Source organism: Paenibacillus sp. FSL R5-0623, assembly GCF_037974265.1.
Taxonomy (GTDB): Bacteria; Bacillota; Bacilli; order Paenibacillales; family Paenibacillaceae; genus Paenibacillus.
The window spans coordinates 3,971,411-3,986,967 of record NZ_CP150233.1 but is presented as its reverse complement, the minus strand read 5'-3'; the positions used below and the strand labels follow the sequence as shown (position 1 = coordinate 3,986,967).

15 protein-coding genes and 1 riboswitch are annotated in these 15,557 nt (G+C 44.1%); of the genes, 6 read left to right on the top strand and 9 right to left on the bottom strand.

From position 1 onward, the window contains the following. Positions 1-38: 38 nt before the first annotated feature. Complete coding sequence (locus tag MKY92_RS17420; RefSeq protein WP_145321997.1) at positions 39-392, bottom strand: AMP-dependent synthetase and ligase; 354 nt, start codon at positions 390-392, stop codon at positions 39-41. 173 nt (positions 393-565) lie between these two features. Between MKY92_RS17420 and MKY92_RS17415 the strand changes: the two genes are divergently transcribed. Continuing rightward, positions 566-2,014, top strand: a complete 1,449-nt coding sequence (locus MKY92_RS17415) for an amino acid permease (RefSeq protein WP_339297090.1) — start codon at positions 566-568, stop codon at positions 2,012-2,014. Here the strand turns inward: MKY92_RS17415 and MKY92_RS17410 are convergent. After that, positions 2,007-2,639, bottom strand: a complete 633-nt coding sequence (locus MKY92_RS17410) for a LysE family transporter (RefSeq protein WP_339301827.1) — start codon at positions 2,637-2,639, stop codon at positions 2,007-2,009. The two genes, MKY92_RS17415 and MKY92_RS17410, sit on opposite strands and share 8 nt — an antisense overlap. 204 nt (positions 2,640-2,843) lie before the next feature. On the opposite strand from MKY92_RS17410, the gene MKY92_RS17405 reads away from it, so the two are divergent. Genes MKY92_RS17405 through MKY92_RS17395 form a run of 3 tightly spaced genes read left to right on the top strand, consistent with a single transcriptional unit; the run spans position 2,844 to position 6,721 of the window. After that, positions 2,844-4,373 (top strand): spore germination protein, encoded by a 1,530-nt coding sequence (locus MKY92_RS17405; protein WP_339297089.1) that lies wholly within the window; start codon positions 2,844-2,846, stop codon positions 4,371-4,373. Between the two features lie 12 nt (positions 4,374-4,385). After that, positions 4,386-5,594 (top strand): Ger(x)C family spore germination protein, encoded by a 1,209-nt coding sequence (locus tag MKY92_RS17400; RefSeq protein WP_339297088.1) that lies wholly within the window; start codon positions 4,386-4,388, stop codon positions 5,592-5,594. A gap of 20 nt (positions 5,595-5,614) precedes the next feature. Beyond that, on the top strand, positions 5,615-6,721 hold the full coding sequence (locus tag MKY92_RS17395; protein WP_339297087.1) for an endospore germination permease: 1,107 nt from the start codon (positions 5,615-5,617) through the stop codon (positions 6,719-6,721). Positions 6,722-6,797: 76 nt separating this feature from the next. Here the strand turns inward: MKY92_RS17395 and MKY92_RS17390 are convergent, their stop codons facing one another. The 7 genes from MKY92_RS17390 to MKY92_RS17360 all read right to left on the bottom strand — a co-directional run bounded on the left by MKY92_RS17390 (position 6,798) and on the right by MKY92_RS17360 (position 12,830). After that, on the bottom strand, positions 6,798-7,109 hold the full coding sequence (locus MKY92_RS17390; RefSeq protein WP_339297086.1) for a spore coat protein: 312 nt from the start codon (positions 7,107-7,109) through the stop codon (positions 6,798-6,800). A gap of 13 nt (positions 7,110-7,122) precedes the next feature. Next, positions 7,123-7,314, bottom strand: a complete 192-nt coding sequence (locus tag MKY92_RS17385; RefSeq protein WP_076210374.1) for a spore coat protein — start codon at positions 7,312-7,314, stop codon at positions 7,123-7,125. Positions 7,315-7,421: 107 nt separating this feature from the next. Then, positions 7,422-8,261, bottom strand: a complete 840-nt coding sequence (locus MKY92_RS17380; protein WP_339297085.1) for a manganese catalase family protein — start codon at positions 8,259-8,261, stop codon at positions 7,422-7,424. Positions 8,262-8,436: 175 nt separating this feature from the next. Then, a complete protein-coding gene (locus MKY92_RS17375; protein ID WP_339297084.1) occupies positions 8,437-8,949 on the bottom strand; it encodes a DUF3231 family protein in 513 nt (170 codons plus the stop codon). Between the two features lie 212 nt (positions 8,950-9,161). Next, positions 9,162-10,658 (bottom strand): amidase, encoded by a 1,497-nt coding sequence (locus MKY92_RS17370; RefSeq protein WP_339297083.1) that lies wholly within the window; start codon positions 10,656-10,658, stop codon positions 9,162-9,164. A 309-nt stretch (positions 10,659-10,967) separates the two neighbouring features. Beyond that, entirely contained in the window at positions 10,968-11,948 is a 981-nt protein-coding gene (locus MKY92_RS17365) for a DMT family transporter (protein WP_221821591.1), read from the bottom strand. A 144-nt stretch (positions 11,949-12,092) separates the two neighbouring features. Next, a riboswitch (FMN riboswitch) is annotated at positions 12,093-12,246 on the bottom strand. Positions 12,247-12,329: 83 nt separating this feature from the next. Further along, positions 12,330-12,830: a DinB family protein gene (locus MKY92_RS17360; protein WP_237174897.1), complete on the bottom strand. Its 501-nt coding sequence runs from the start codon at positions 12,828-12,830 to the stop codon at positions 12,330-12,332. Between the two features lie 143 nt (positions 12,831-12,973). On the opposite strand from MKY92_RS17360, the gene MKY92_RS17355 reads away from it, so the two are divergent. After that, positions 12,974-13,525 carry a CGNR zinc finger domain-containing protein gene (locus tag MKY92_RS17355; RefSeq protein WP_339297082.1) on the top strand — a complete coding sequence of 184 codons (552 nt, stop codon included), beginning with the start codon at positions 12,974-12,976 and terminating at the stop codon, positions 13,523-13,525. 111 nt (positions 13,526-13,636) lie between these two features. Continuing rightward, positions 13,637-15,016 carry an amidohydrolase family protein gene (locus MKY92_RS17350; RefSeq protein WP_339297081.1) on the top strand — a complete coding sequence of 460 codons (1,380 nt, stop codon included), beginning with the start codon at positions 13,637-13,639 and terminating at the stop codon, positions 15,014-15,016. Positions 15,017-15,557 lie beyond the last annotated feature (541 nt).

Genomic DNA, 15,557 nt, shown 5'->3' with positions numbered 1-15,557 from the left:
ACCCAATGCTGGGTTCCTTTATGTGTTACATGAAAATGTTATTGCGGGCGGTTTTGATTCGAATACGAACCAAATGATTGACCATTAGTTGAGATATTAGGAGTGTTATATGGCTGCTCCAAATAAGATACGTGCTGTGAAGATGAGTGTGCAAGTTGTTGTGCAAGATTGGAGATTTGTTGTAATTGCTGGATGGCGGTTTGATGTCCTTGTAGTGCGGTCTGGATCATATGTGCAGCTTGTTGCTCGCGTTGTGCCAATTGCTCCAGTTGTTGAGCGTTGCTTTGTTCTTGTCTAAGTAGTTGTTGGTATTGCATCGAAGCCTGTTGTGTTTGTTGTGTAAGTTGTTGAGCCAACTGCGTAATTTGCTGCGATTGAGAGAACTGATTCAAGTGTAAAACCTCCTATGTGTTTTGATGTACTTGTGTATTATTTAATGAGGTCTCAAGAATTATTCAATATATCCAGTTTATTTGAAATAAGGATTAATGTATGAACATGATTCGCTGTGGATTGGGAAGGCTACCTTTAGTGACCTAAAATGATACAGAAAAGGAATGACAACATGAGTAAAGCATCGACTAACGCTACAGAAGAAAAGAAACTGAAATGGTGGCAATTAAGTCTGCTAGGTGTGGCAGGAACAATTGGTACAGGGTATTTTCTGGGTTCCAGCCTTGCGATCTCGATTGGTGGTCCAGCTGTGCTACTGGCCTATATCTTGGCGGCCTTGGGTACATATGTAGTTTTTGATGCGCTCGCGAGAATGACAGCGGACCATCCGGAACAAGGATCTTTTCGTTCATATGCCAAGAAAGCCTTTGGAAGTTGGGCAGGCTTTGCGAGCGGATGGTTCTATTGGTTTTCGGAGTTACTTATTATGGGGAGTCAGTTAACCGCATTGTCCATTTTCTCTAGGTTCTGGTTTCCGTCTGTTCCGCTTTGGATCTTTGCTGCAGGATTCGGAATTGTAGGTCTCTGTATTGTATTCTTCGGTAACAAGGGATTTGACCGGGTTGAAAATGTACTGGCTATCATTAAAATTGCAGCTATCATCATGTTCTTGGTGCTTGCCATCGCCCTACTCGCAGGGTGGATTGGGGGAACCAAGTATGAACACAAAGTACCGCTGGATATGGCATCGATTTTTCCAAAGGGTGGCATCGGATTGTGGTCTGCGTTTCTTTTTGCGTTCTATGCTTATGGAGGTATTGAAGTTCTTGGCATTATGTCATATCGGCTTCAAAAACCGGAGGATGCCCCAAAGGCAGGAAAAGTCATGCTCATTGCGCTATCCACCGTATATGTTGTATCCATTGGACTCGCATTAATTATGGTTCCTTTAAATGCATTTAATCCCAAGGAGAGTCCATTTGTACTGGCACTCAGTAGCGATCACCTTGCTTTTGTCCCACATTTGTTCAACGGGGTGCTCATTGTAGCCGGATTTTCAACGATGACAGCTTCGCTCTATGCGGTGACGTCTATGATTATTACCCTTGCTCAGGAGGGAGACGCCCCGCAGTTATTTTCTCGAAAGTGGAAAACGAAGTATCCGTTATTTGCCTTGTCCCTCATTGGTTGTGGGTTAGTTGGTACGATCATCATGTCTCTCTTACTCCCAGGTAAAGTATATGAATACATCACAACTGCAGCTGGACTGATGCTTCTGTACAACTGGTCGTTTATTTTGTTATCTTCCGGTAAATTGTTGAAATCAGGCAAGTTCGATGTGATCAAACGCTGGATTGGCTTATTGTTGATCACTGCTGCAGTCACTGGAACACTTTTTCATGCACTCAGCAGACCAGGGTTCTATATTAGCTTATTGCTTGTCTCTCTCATTGCTATTAGTGACGTTATTGTACAACGGATTCGCAAGAAGAAAACTGCGACCCAAACATCATCAAACGCCGAGAAAGACGAAAGTGAAGAAAATGAGCAGCATTCTACGGGTATAAGCAGTTATCACATCACGGGTATTCGGTTACGCAAAAAAAACAAACTCAAATAAAGAAGAGAAATTGAATGGCTTTATATCCGAAGTAACAGCCAAAACCGACTAAAGAAAGTCCGGAAATGAGAGCAATTCCTTTAAGCACAGTAGAAGTGAGGTATTTGCGAAAAAAACTTACGGTAGTCGCCATGAATAGATCCCACAGAAGTACGCCAAAGATGATAGCTCCACTATAGATCAACAATTGGTCCATAGGGGAGTCATTTACAGCCTTGGCCAGAACAGAGCCATAAATGCCTAGCCAGAACATGATGGAAAGAGGGTTAAACAGAGACATCAGAAATCCTTGAGTAAATGACTTGGCAAGCTCCGAATCATCTCCTCTCATTTGAGAAGGGGCAAGGGTTCCTGCATTTTTAATACTTTCCACACCCGTATAGATCAATACAAAACAACCAAACATCCAGAGGAATACCCTTACAAACGGAAGTTCAAGCAGATGTACAATGCCGAAATACACCAGCAGCATGTAAATGATATCAGCTGCGATGGCTCCTAGTCCAACAAACCAGGCAGGCATGAACCCACCTCGAATACCCTTGTCCAATTGCGCAGCATTGATGGGTCCAATAGGGGCTGAAAGAGATAGCCCCAGAATCACATAACCTAACAGTATATAAATAAGATTGTCCCCCTTCCCATACTGTAACAGCATATTCTTCAAGGTGTTTTTGTAGGACTAGATTATCGAGGGCGATGTATACTTATTGCATGATTAATCCATATTAGTCGGAAACAGGGGGTGATTCATGTGCTGATGCGTTGGATAAAGGAGGTATTTACTTCACAAAAGCAAGGAGAAACATTTCATAAACGAACACAACATTTGCAAAGTCTGAATATTTCACTAGAAGATAAACTTAACCATATTATCAAGGCATTTGAGTACAGTCCTGATTTTGTGGCTCGTGAGTTTCCGATGTTAGAGGAGAAGGGTACTGCTCTAGCTGTTTGTTACATGGAAGGGTTAACAGATTCTACGCTGTTGGTTGAACTTATGGACAATATCATCCAATGGATGAATACAGATCCTCTGAAGGGAGATCAACCGAGAGATGTGTTAGTGAAAAGAGTCTTACCCTCCGGTAATATCCGAAATTTAGATTCGTCGCAACTTATCTATGAAGCTTTATTAACAGGCCACGTCGTTATACTTATTGATGGTGTAAAGAATGTTCTTGCAGTGCCGATCGCCGGAGGAGCCAGAAGATCTGTAGAGGAACCCACGTCCCAAACGGTGGTCAGAGGACCAAAGGAAGGATTCACAGAGGAGCTAACGACTAACATTACTCTTGTTCGACGAAAAATACGAACTCCTGATTTAAAATTCCAGATGCATACCATTGGAGAGTACACCCAGACAGTGGTTGCACTAGCTTACATTCAGGGTATTGCAAAGCCACAAGTCATTGAAGAAGTTACCAAGCGTTTAAATGCTATCAACACTGATAGTATACTCGAAAGTGGTTACATAGAAGAATTTATTCAGGATGCACCGCTTACGCCTTTTCCGACCATGATCAATACGGAGCGCCCAGATACGGTTGCAGGCAGTCTATTGGATGGTCAAGTAGCCATTATGGTAGATGGTACGCCATTTGCCTTGATTGCACCTGTGACTTTTTTTAATTTCTTTCAAACGCCCGAGGATTATTATCAGCGTTATGATATCTCTACCTTTCTGCGGATTATACGGTTGATCTGCTTCCTCGTATCTTTGTTGCTACCTTCGACTTTCATCGCACTAACTACATTCCAGCAGGAAATGATACCAACTACGTTACTGGTCACCTTGGCCGCACAACGGGAAGGGGTCCCTTTTCCGGCATTACTTGAGGCCCTGCTTATGGAAATTACGTTCGAGGTCATTCGTGAAGCTGGAGTGCGAATGCCGCGAGCCATTGGACCTGCAATCTCCATTGTTGGTGCATTGGTCATCGGACAAGCTGCGGTAGAGGCGGGATTGGTCTCAGGAGCGATGGTCATTGTGGTTTCCTTTACAGCAATAGCGAATTTTGCTATACCCTATTTCAGTATGGCCACAGCAGTAAGGCTATTACGTTTTCCGTTTATGGTACTGGCAGGTACGCTGGGGTTGTACGGCATATTGGCCGGAGCCGTCCCATTACTTGCACACCTGGTATCTCTGAAGTCATTTGGCGTTGACTATCTGATGCCATACAGTCCGTTTTTCAAGTCAAATATGAAGGATCTGTGGTTGAGAGTACCCTGGTGGGCTATGAAGACTAGACCTGATGAGAAGTCGAATACGAATAAGACGAGACAAGCCCCTCACCAATATCCGTCGGGATCGGATAACATTGTAGACCGTATTAATGAAGCTGAGAACGAATAAGGAGCGATTTATATGATTCGTTTGCAGTCCATATTAATCTTACTCATGCTCGGATTGATCACTGCTGGTTGTGGAAATCGCACAGAATTAAATGATTTGGGCATCACAACGGCAACAGGATTTGACCGGAAAAATGGAAAGTGGATCATTACCTATCAGGTTATTGTACCGCCAGCGAGCAGTTCAATTGGATCGTCGTCTGGTGGATCTCAATCGCCCGTGAACACATTTTCATCAGAAGGCAAAACGATTCGGGAAGCCGTTGCCCAAAGCAGCGTCGAGAATCCCAAAAGATTATATTTTGCACATACCAATGTCGTTCTGATTGGTGAAGAAGCGGCGAGATACGGGATTGCGGAGATCATGGATCACTATTATCGAAATATTGGTGCTCGGGAATCTGCCAAGCTTATTATTGCAGACGGTCAGGCAAAAGAATATCTCAAAAAATTGATTCCTCCAGAAAAACAGCCAGGCCGTGCTTTATCCGAGATTTTGGAACGGAATAATGAAAAAGGCTCATATTATCCCGTGATGAACATCCATGAGGTTGGTCTGAAGATCACTTCAGACAGTGGATCTGCCGGGATTCCTGGTGTTACAACAGATACACTGAGCGACAACAAACAGAGTTCAATTGATATTTTTAAGGAGACATCCATACCCGGGAATTTAAGACTTCAAGGGTTAAGTGTATTTCTCAAAGATAAAAAGATCGGGATGTTGAACCAAAAAGAAAGTATGGGTATCACCTGGCTGACAGACAGGGTGAACTGGACTAACTTGACCTATAAAGGTGCAAAGGGGGAGGTGAACTCTTTTCTTGTGCGCAAAGCAAAAGTGAAGGTCGTTCCTGTGAAAAAGGGGCTTCATTATGCTGTTCAGGTAGATGCAAAGGTCGACGCTGAACTGGATGAGAGCACATCTGGTGAGGATATAGTTAGAACACATACCATTCATGATTTGCAGCGACAGGCTGAACAAGTCATTCAAGCACAGATATTGGACGGATGGAGAGGGAACCAGCGGCTTCATGTCGATATGTTGGGGATCGCGAACAAAATACATCAAAGACATCCCAAAGAGTGGAAAGTTCTAAAAGACAACTGGTCTAGTGAATTGGCACAGATGGATATTAACATAAACGTAAACGTAACTTTGGAACGAGTAGGTCTGCTTCAAGATTCTTTCAGCAAGTTGCTTGGCGAACAGAAAGACTGACACCAAGGAGAGGTTCAATCATGAAATTGTCTAGGGAGCTTCGCGTATCCGAATTGGCTGTTTGTCTTTCCTTATTTGAAGTTGGCAGTACAACCTTGTTTCTGATAGGTGGAGATGCCAAACAGGATGCATGGTTAGCCATGCTCGCCGGGGCTGCTGGTGGCTTGGTGTTACTACTCCTTCATCTGGCTATTCATCATCAGGAACCTGAATTGGATTTGTTTCTTTTGTGTCGCCGTTATATGGGAAAAGTACTAGGGACAATCGTAAGCCTTTCATTTGTAGGTTATTTCGCCTATGAGGCTTCACGAAACTTACGTGACCTAAGTGAAGTCACTGAATTGACCTTACTAAACAGAACGTCGATGTGGATCATCAGCATGATCACCATTATCGTTGTATCCAACACCGTACGATATGGATATCGTGTACTGTTTCTCATGTGTATGATTCTGTTTCCGCTCATGGCGCTGGGCTATGCGTTAATCAGTTTCTTAATTCCAACAACAGGTCTTTTTCACTCGGATCTGGCCTTGCCTGTTATGGAGAATGGGTGGAAGCCGATTTTTCAAGCTGCTTTTCCGGAGATAGTATCCTTTCCATTTGGTCAGGTTGTCTTATTCCTGGTCTTTTATCCCTATGCTCGGAAAGGAAGGAATCTTAACAGAGCGGTGATCATCGCCTATATCCTAACGGCTCTCGCGTTAACATTTATCAATCAACTTATCATTTTTGTCTTGGGTCCTCAGATTGCTGCCTATAGCACACTCCCGCTTTTGGAGACAGTACAGTTAATCGATTTGACTGAAGTGTTTGAACGGATGGATGCCTTGTTCACTTTACTTCTGTTCCTCGGATTGGGTATTAAAATGGCTGCATTTTTCCATGGCGCCGTAATTGGACTCGAAAGAGTAACTGGAGCGAACTATAGGAAATGGGTGTTTCCAGTAGGGCTTGTTCTATATGGGTTGTCTTTTGTATCACCGACATTTACAGAACACATTGAGATAGGGCGAGGATACACATTGAATTATACTTCTCCTGTATTTCAGATCTTTTTACCCGTACTACTATTGGTTGTCATTCTCCTGAGAAAGAAAGGTATGCAGAAAAGCGCAAAAAACTAGCTAGAAATATGAAAGTCATATGCTCTGGAATTATAAAACGACCCAGTCGTAACTGAGTCGCTTTAGGCATTAACCATTAGTTGTCATCCAACAATTTCAACGCCATGTCTGATTTTTCTATATCGTGTTTAACTTGCTCTTCTATACTATAGGGATGATACATCTCATTCTTGATCATATAATCTGCGATCTTTTGGTGGGTTTCGATTGCCGTATCCAATTGAGCTTTAAGGACTTTCCGAACTCGGGGGGTTGCAGTTTCGGTAAGGGCTATCGCATAGGTACGTACCGCCGACTTAGCAGAAAGAAGCATATCGGTGGCAATGGCCATATCATCCATGGGAGCAACGGCTTTAACGAGCATTTCTTTCGTTTTGGTTGTAGTCATAAGAGAACCCTCCTTATTTTAATAGAGATTTTAATTGTTCAATAGCTTTGGAAGAGTTGTCCAAATCATCTTCGATTAAGGATTTTAGTGTGTCGTCTTTTACGAGTTCCAGCATCGTTACGGCTTTGGTGGCACACGAAGTTTTGAGAGTTAGCAGTTCATGTACTTCGAGTTTTTCATGTAATGCAAGTTCCTTAGTTGCCATCATTAAGCACCTCCAAAAAATAGTTGTTTATAATATACAATAACTTGCTGCGAAGCATATAAATAGGATTTATTATAATTATTTCGAGAAAAATAGTATTTAACTTTTTATTTATCTGTTGATCTCATATCCAGGTCATGGTGAAGTTCCGTCGCAGGAATGACGGGCTCAGGTATCTGTCCCTTTGGAACAGGATTGGAGATATATACATAGTCTCCGGTTCCATCAGGTGCACTTCCTGTAGCCCATAAGCCTTCGGCGGATTCAGTTCCCTCGGAGAGATTCCAGAATTCATAGGCGTGCGGCTGAGATTCTTGCTCGGCTTCAGGAGGGAAAGAGGCTGGAACAACGACTCCATTCTTTTCTTCCAGTTCCTGAATAGCGGCCATCCATTGATACTGGTGATAACGATCACGTGCTAACATTTTACGGAAAGTAGCCCGCACACCTTCATCAGTTGTCATATGGTACAGTCTTGCCACCTGAAGGCGACCCTGACTCTCGGCATGCAAATTGGAGCGCATGTCTGCAAGCAAGTTTCCGCTTGCCACGATATACGAACCATTCCACGGAACACCGTTAGAGTTGGTTGGCAAACCACCAAGACCGCTGACGAGCAGATGTTGTGGGTTGATACCGCCCATAATTGCAGCTGTCACAGGATCCTCAGCGGCTTGTTGTTGTTCCTCAGGAGTAGCACCATCCAGCAACTGACTGATCAATGAGCAGAGCATCTCGACATGTCCAATTTCTTCGGTGCCAATATCCATTAGCATATCTTTATATTTCTCTTCACCTCGGCAATTGAATCCCTGAAAAAGGTACTGCATCATGACGGTCATTTCACCAAATTGTCCTCCCAACACTTCTTGAACCTGACGTGCAAGCATGGGATCGGGACGATCTACTTTGACTTCAAATTGCAACTCTTTCTGATGTCGAAACATGTGAATCCCTCCAATAAAGATGTCTTGAAATTCTGATGATTTCAAAATTTTATTAAACTGTCTATTAGAAATTAAACAGTAAAATAAAAAAAGACAAAGCAGAAGAATGGGGGCTTCTCCTGCTTTGTCTCTTTAGTTCACTACAACATTTTGTTTAGACGTCTTCCAATAAACTCTATTCTGAATCCGGTCTTTTGACTTGAAGCGGTGGGGGAATAAGCCACCCTTTTTCTTTGTTCATTTGAAGAATTCGGAGGCCTAGAGCTGTTTTGGTCGCATGATATTTAGCAAATAGCGCGCCAATATCTTCTCTGATCGATTGCCCAATCGTTTGGCTTGCAGCAACCAGACCCATGGCTGTATCGGCTGTTACTTTTGCAGCAATCTCAGGATCTGTGAATCTTGCGCCAGCCGGGATATCCTCAAACTCAACATGTGGTCTTTCTGGCAGTGTTGGTGCAGGGGCAATACCATTTTCAGTCAATAGTGTATCGCATTCTTTAATTTCGAGTTTGGCTTGGTCCAGCAGATCTTCCAAGATTTTCTTTAAATTTTTATCTCCTGCATGACTCATATAAGCTTGATAGCAAGACACAGCGCCTTTGGCTATTGTGGAACATTGCCATACACTAAAGATTTCACCATAATGCATCGGCTCGTTCTTGGGGTTGCCACTTAGAATACCCATGATTTGATTTCCCTCCAGTATGTTAATTTACCACCAACTTATGATCGCCTGTATTCTATAAAATTATGCACTGAACAGGGAGTGGAGGATGCTACATAGATTAACATCATATTTATTATGTAAACAAAAACAAATCTAAACTATTTTATCTTGTTATTCAAAAAGGAAAAACCAGCAGAACAGGTCTGCTGGTAGGAGTGCAACGTGTATTTTTAGACTGGAAAAAGTGGGTTACCATTCATCCCGATCCATAGATTTGACTTTTCAAGCTGTCCAGCCAGATGTAATAACCAATCTTCACGTCCCTTGGTTGCCATCACCTGAACACCCATTGGCAAACCTTCTGGTGTCATATGAAGAGGCACACTAATCGCAGGTTGGCCTGTCAGATTCGCAAGCTGGGTGAACGGAGTATAGGTGAGACTCGGCTCAAACATTTCATAGATGAGTTGCTGCTGCTGGGTCTTGTCCAATTCACTAATTCGCATCAGATTACGGATCTGTTCGTCATGAGGTGTTAATTCACCAATCTTAGGCGCAGGAAAAGCATTAACAGGTGTGACGTAGAAGTCATAACGCTCAAACAAGGTAGACATCTGAGCTGCAGCTACATCCCATTCTGCTAAGCTATGTACAAATTCCGCAGCGGATACCTTTTTGCCAGCTTCAGCTAGAACCCAGGATTCAATCTCCATATCATCGGAGGTCAGAGCCCGGCCCATGGATCGTTCCATGGAAGAGATCATCGCGGCCATCTCACCACTGTTCATCATGTAATAGTTCTCCATCAACCTGACTCCATTGACTGGACTCAGCTTTTCTTCAACATGATGACCTTGATCTTCCAACCAGCGAACGAGCTTGTATACAGACTCTTTGGCTTCTGCGCTGACAGGTGTTCCCACGGGCGAATCCGTTGTGTATGCAATTTTCAGTTTGCGTTGATGTGGATAGCTCATATCAGCCAAGTAACTGCCTGGAAAGAGTGGAGCATGGAACGCAGCTTCGGGCTGAATGACTTGCAAAGTATCGAGCAGGGCGGCACTGTCCCGAACCGAGCGGGATAGTGCAAAATCAATGGATGCGCCTTGCCATTGACGACCAACTCCAGGCCCCACAGGTGTCCGTCCACGCGTTGGTTTTAATCCAAACAAGCCGCTAAAGGAAGCCGGGATACGAATCGAACCGCCTCCGTCACTGGCTCCGGCAAGAGGAACAATACCCGAAGCTACAGCGGCAGCGGCACCACCACTTGAACCACCTGGGGAGTGATTGATATTCCATGGATTACGAGTTGGACCATGAAGACGGGGCTCAGTAATATTTTTCAAACCAAATTCAGGTGTATTGGTATGTCCTATGAAGATAAAGCCTGCATCACGGAGTCGAGTGACAAAATTGGAATTGCGTAACGCGCGATGCTCGCTGAACAAACGTGAGCCTGAAGTCAGAAATTCACCTTCCAAGGATTGCGAAATATCTTTCAGGAGCAGGGGCACACCGGCAAAAGGTTGTTCTCCAGGGCGAACCAAACCGGCTTCCTCCCGTGCGTGATTTTCATATGTACGAATAACCGCATTAAGTTGCGGATTCACTTCTTCAAGGCGTGCAAACGCCGCTTCCAGCATTTCAACAGGGGATACTTCCCGGGATCGGATCAGTTCAGCTAAACCTACGGCGTCGTAGGAGGTATATGAGAATGAAGACATTAATGATCGTTCCTCTCTGAATATAATTCATCTGTTTATTCCATATGTCATCGTACCACCGGATTGGACAAAAGACAAAACATAGAAGAGACGTAGTGCGATGATATGGATATTCGTTATGAGGTTGGAGGGAAAGGAGGGGAGGATTTGCGATATAGAAATAAAGCACAGGGTTAATAGCTCATATTGCTAATTGAGAAAATGATCGAGTAATGGAAATGAAAAAACCACTGCTCATCTAATTTGATGTGCAATGGTTTTATTTTATATTTGACTATTTGTTTATATGTGAACCTCAGATATATCCACTTACTCTGTACGCAACTTCGGTGCAGCATCAGCCGCAGTTGATGATCTTTCCTGCTGTCTGGAAATGGCGAAGAGGGCCACCCAGATCAGGATAAAACCAAGCAGCTGCTCCCATGTAATCAGTGTACGGAAAGCAATCCAGTTCACCAACACACCCGCCATCGGGAAGCTAAGTTCTGCGAGTGTTGCAACAGATGCTTTGGTTGACGACAGACCTTTGTAATACAACAGAAGACTGAGCAAACCTGGTAACAATGCCTGACCAAGAATGTTGAGGATGACAGCAGCCTGTTCACCCGTTCCGGACGGAAACGTCCATGCCGCACCTTCATTCCACGTCATAAAGATCAGGAGCGGGAGAGCAACGACAAAGCGAAGGGAGGTGACCGTTTCATAACGCGCCTGCCCCAGCATCAATCGGCCCATTACGGTTGAACCTCCCCATAAGGCAGCAGCCCCAAGGGATAACAAGCTTCCAGCATGAATCCAGTTGTCCCAGTTACCTAATGGCAATGTGAAGCCAAATGTAAGCAGGTACGTTCCTGCTAATGCAATGAAGAACAATCCACCGAAGCGACGAGGCAAGGTTTCTTTTAATAATAGTTTAGCCAGCACGATAGCGAAGAGGGGTTGCATTTTTTGCAATAAAAGCACCGTATTTGGATCGTTATGTGTTAGTGCCATGGTGAACAATACCGTTGCGAGTGCTGATCCTCCCCATGAGATAAAAATCACGGCAATCCAGTGGCGAGCGCGCAGGTTCTTCAGGTCAGACCGGAATTTCCACAGCACGGGAATGGCAATAAGACTGACGATGATATGTTCCACCAGTACAATCTGCGTGGATGTCATCGTATTTAGCAAAATAATGCGGAAGAGTGGGTCGACACCCCATAAGGCGGCGCCGAGAACTACAAGCCAGAATCCGGTATTACTTCGTTCCTTGCGGTAAACAGGTGATGCTGCTGATGTCTTTTCCATATTCAGGACTCCTTCGTCAGAACAAGGAATCTTCAGTTGGCAAAATCGACAAAAGCCCCCGTTTTGGTATATACCAAATAAACGGGGGCTCATCCAAGGACATGCGTCAGGAAAGAGGCCTTCCCGTGAACGGCATGTCAATGTGTTGATCTTCTCTCATCCGGACTGTACCGTCGGCCTTGGATTCACACCAAGTCAGTCGCTAGATGTCCTTCGTTAAGAACAAATAGCGAGTCGCGGGCTGGTTCCGAAGAACATCACCGCCGGTTGGGATTTGCACCCTACCCCGAAGATCCTATTCAATTATATAGTGTGTTGAACAAGTTGTAACATTAATAAGTTCATCTTATTCCTGTAAGCGCTAGCAGTTCAAGCATTTTTTTAGAAAACGATTTTCCAACTTCCTTGCTGTCTGCGAAGAAGCACGATCTGACCTGCGTGATACGCATCATGGAGTACCCAGCGAGCTAGTTCGTGTGCCCATTTCTCTTCGGAATCCATATATGCGGCTTCAAGATCTGACTCTTGAAGTGCAGCCAATTGATCTCGCAACTGTTGGGCTAATCGAGTTGTACCCTGTAGCAGTGTATTCCATCCGGCTGCGTCCGTTGCATCTCCAGGATTCCCAAATGTGTATTCATTGGAGTCAACAGCAGGAAGGGTAGGCTCCTTACCTTGCATGCGACATAATAAGCGATGGTTGTAATAATACATATGGTTAACCAACTGCCAGATGCTTAATCCCCCTGAAGGTGGAATCCAGGCTGCTTGTTCTGCTGTAAGACCCTCCAAGGATTTCGACAAAGGTACAATCCAATTACATTGATCCCAAGTATCATCCTTTTGAATACGTAACACATCTAGTGCTGTTGTTTTTGTCATTGCTTTTTCCTCCTTGCGTATAATTGTGATATGTGTTGTAACTAGCTAAAACTGATTAATGAGGTTACACTTAATATAACACATCAAAGATGAGTTGTAACCTTCTTTATTAACTTAGATGGTTACAATGAACGGAGGTATATATGGACAGGTTATGGACCGATTTTGTTAACAGCGATTATCACGACTGGCGTGGGGGAGATCGATCAGAGGACAGGCTTGGGAAGGCGAGCTGGCAGCAAGACTTTCTGGAGCGATGGCAACTTAACGCTTCTGTCCCTGCATCACCCGAAGATGAGTTGTCCATGAGAAACTTCAGGAATGAACTGTTGGCTCTTGGAGCCCGCTTGTCTTCTGGAGCATCGTTAACGGATATAGAAAAACAATGGTTAAATGGCATTATGGAAGCAGGGCATGTGAGAAGAACATTGACTACAATTGATCAGGAACTGAAACTCCAACTGGTAGCTGTAGAAGCACATTGGCATCAGGTTATGGCTGAGGTAGCTGCTGATTTTGCCACGACTTTGGTGGAGGGAGAAGGGCATAGGATTCGGATCTGTGATAATTCGGATTGTCGCTGGATGTTCTATGATGATACCCGAAGCAGAACACAGAAGTACTGTGATGATAAGATGTGTGGAAATCTGATGAAGGTCAGAAGATTTCGGGCGAAACGTAAATCCCAAAATTGATAAATACTAACAATAACTATATAATGTATATATACTAGCGAAAAAATAGTCAGACGCAGTACGGATTCGTAAGCAGGATATGATCGTCTTTCAAACCAAATCAGATGGGAGATGTGTCTTGTGCGGACAAGTTATCTGTTGAAAAATGGCTGTGTGTTGTCGATGGATGCTCGAATTGGACAGTATAAGAGGGCGGACGTTCTGATTCAGGATTCACTGATCATGGCGATCCAGCCCGACCTGGATATTCCGGATGCGGAGATCATTGATGCTTCATCGATGATTATTATGCCTGGGCTGGTGGACACGCATCGGCATATGTGGGAATCACTTGTCAAAACAGCAGGAACCAACTGGTCGTTACCAGTTTATTTGCAAAATCTCTATTATGGTGCGATGGGAAGCAAGCTCCGTGCAGAAGATAGTTATATTGCCAACTTGCTCGGTTCCTTGGAAGCGCTTAATGCAGGAGTGACAACGGTGTTGGATTGGAGCATGCCGTATTCCCCTGACCACACGGATGAACTGATTCGTGGACTTCAGGATGCTGGGATTCGGGCGGTATTTGCTCACGGAGTCCCTGGTGAGACGGACTACTGGAATCGGGATAGTCAACTCACGTATTCGAATAAAGATGTGAGAAGAGTCAAAGAACGTTATTTTTCATCACGGGATCAATTGCTTACTTATGGGCTTGCCATTCGTGGTCCGGAGTTCAGTCATTGGGATACAACCGTGAAAGAGATCGAACTAGCACAAGAGCTGGATGCAATCTGTTCCATGCATGCCGGATTTGGCAGTTGGGGATCTGTGGATCGCTCCATCAGTCACTTGTACGAAGCGGGACTCTTAAGTCCACGGGTGAATATCGTTCATGGTAACACCATGGGCATGGATGAATACAAAGTGCTGGCAGATAGCGGCGCTTCCTTGTCGGTCACACCTGAGGTTGAAATGATGATGGGTCATGGATATCCGGCCACCGGCTATTTTCTTGAACATGGGGGAACCCCTACACTTGGTGTAGATGTGGTAACGTCCACAGGCGGAGATATGTTCTCGCAGATGAAGTTTGCACTTCAATCTGAACGATCCAGAGCCAATGAACAACTTTTGCAGCAGGGTGAGATGCCTGGCGAGTTGAACTTGCAGTCCAGCCAAGTACTGAGATTTGCAACTTCGGCTGGTGCACAAGCATTAGGATTGGAGCAGAAGGTCGGAACGCTGACCCCAGGAAAGGAAGCGGACCTGGTCATGATTCGTACCACCGACCTGAATATGTTCCCTGTTCATGATCCAATCGGCGCTGTTGTGCAATTTGCCAATCCATCCAACGTGGATACGGTCTTTGTGGCAGGTAGACTCGTGAAGCGAGAGGGTAAGCTGTTGAATGTTGATCTGGATGCGATTCGTCATGCGGCGATGCAGAGCAAAGATTATTTGTTAACCCAATACCGGATATCGGACGCAGAGAGAATTGCTTTCTCATAATAAACCTGAAATGAAGTCAGTTCGTATTTGTATATACACCTCCACCTATAGTAAGAAATAAAGGGCCGCATAATGATATGTGGCTCTTTTACATGCCGTCATATCGTGGATTTAGACAGGATAAGGGAGGAAGGGACAGCGGAAAAAGACGAAAAGAGCTCTCATTTTCTTAACTTCAGATAACAAGGGATATAAGATGTTTTTCCAAGAAAATTAGGCTTATCAAAACTGCGCATAATATAAATTATACGCAGTTTTGATTTAAATCCATTTTCATATTCATCCACGTGCAACAGATCATGATAAATTTCGCGGAAAAAGAACAAAATAAGTGATCTACAAAAATAAATTTAAACAAGCAACGCGATAACGTGTTAGACAAGTTGCAAACGTCTTTAACCGAGAACATTCATTTTTCCTCATTTCGTATCGCCGCTTAGGCGAAGCGGGATTAGGATTTTTTTATATAGAAAGCTAAAGGAAGATAACAGCAGGGGAAGGTTGGAATTTTCTTCATATATGGGTAAGTAATTAGGGAGTA